Source organism: Streptomyces alkaliphilus (genome assembly GCF_014141535.1).
Classification (GTDB): domain Bacteria; phylum Actinomycetota; class Actinomycetes; order Streptomycetales; family Streptomycetaceae; genus Streptomyces; species Streptomyces alkaliphilus.
In genome coordinates this window covers 1-1,328 of the sequence record NZ_VKHT01001208.1, presented here as the reverse complement: position 1 = coordinate 1,328, position 1,328 = coordinate 1, and the positions used below count along the sequence as shown (strand labels likewise).

General features: G+C 71.2%; 2 pseudogenes. Both read right to left on the bottom strand.

The features are described from left to right. A pseudogene (locus tag FNQ90_RS23470) lies at positions 1–701 on the bottom strand (DUF3344 domain-containing protein); the annotation flags it as partial. Between the two features lie 439 nt (positions 702–1,140). Beyond that, a pseudogene (locus FNQ90_RS23465) lies at positions 1,141–1,328 on the bottom strand (hypothetical protein); the annotation flags it as partial.

The following is a 1,328-nucleotide window of genomic DNA, read 5'->3' as shown; positions in this document are numbered from 1 at the left end:
GAGTTCGGTGGGGAGGCGCCGCCGGCGCCCCCGCCGTGGTCGCCGACGGTGCGCCAGCCGTCCCACAGCGAGAGGGTGCGCAGCGGCGCGTCGGGGTGTTCGTAGACGACCACGAGGGTCCAGCCGCCCCAGGCGCCGACCGGGGAGTGCCCCATGGCGACGTTGAGCTGGGCGACGGTGTACGCGCCGGAAGAGGCGTACCGCACGATGTCGGTGACATCCGCGGAGGCGGTGAAACCGTCGTCGACGGCGGTGGGGCGATGGCCGATGACGGTGTCGGCGAGAACCTCCTTGTAGTTCCCCCCGGGTTCGGCGAAGAGCACCCGGGCGTTGTCCTCCGCGGGTTTCTGCTCACCGGCACGGAGGTTGCCGCCCCAGTACAGGCGGGCCAGGGTGACCCGCGAGCCCGCCGGGAGCCGGAGGTCGGCCCGGCTGGAGTTGTAGGTGTTCGGGTCGTCGTCGACATCGATGTAGGTCATCTCGTAGTCGCCGTTGGTGCCGCCGGCGCCCGCGCGGGCCTCGGGGCAGGGCACGGCGTCGGGGACGGCCGGGGCGAGGCAGGTGATCACCGAGTTCGCGGCGCGGGCGATGCCTCCGTGCTGGACGACCCGGTACCGCTCGGTGAAGGGGATCTCCGGTGCGTCGGGGGCCGCGAGGGCGGTGCCGGGGAGGCCGAGCAGGAGCGGGAGGGCGGCGAGCACGGCGAGCGGCGAGCGGGCCGTCCGGCGACGGGGTCGGGGCCGGGCCCGCCGGCCCGGCGTCGGTGCCCCGACCGACGGTCCCCCCGGGTGTTCTCCCGGGCGTCGTCCCGCGTGTTTTCCCACGTGTTTTCCCGCGTGTTCTGCCACCGGGCCACCCATCCCATACAGCCGAGGACAATCAGACATTCCGGCTATCCGGAAACCGGTACCCATGGGCCGGGAACGGCCTTTCGACCGGGCGGTACACGACTCTGACAGAGAGGAAATGACAATTCCTGCACAACTCGCCGACCGAAAACGACCGCACAGAAAAAGAGGAAACAGTAAAAGATGAATAGCAGAACAAGATGACCGAATGACAAAAGGGCCACTCGTGTGATGGCGAGCGGCCCTCATCTGCGCGCTTCGAGCGCCCCCATGGGCGCCCCGAAGGGCGACCTCAGGCGCCCGGCGCGTCCCCCGGTGGGTCCATCAGCCCGAGCCGCAGGTGCTCCACGTGGTGCAGGGCGTGGTCGAGCAGGTCGGCGACGTGCCGGTCGTACAGCGCGTACACCACCGACCGCCCCCGAGCCGAGGAACGCCCGTGTCCGCAACCCCCGCCGGCGGCTCCCGTACCGGTGCCTCCCC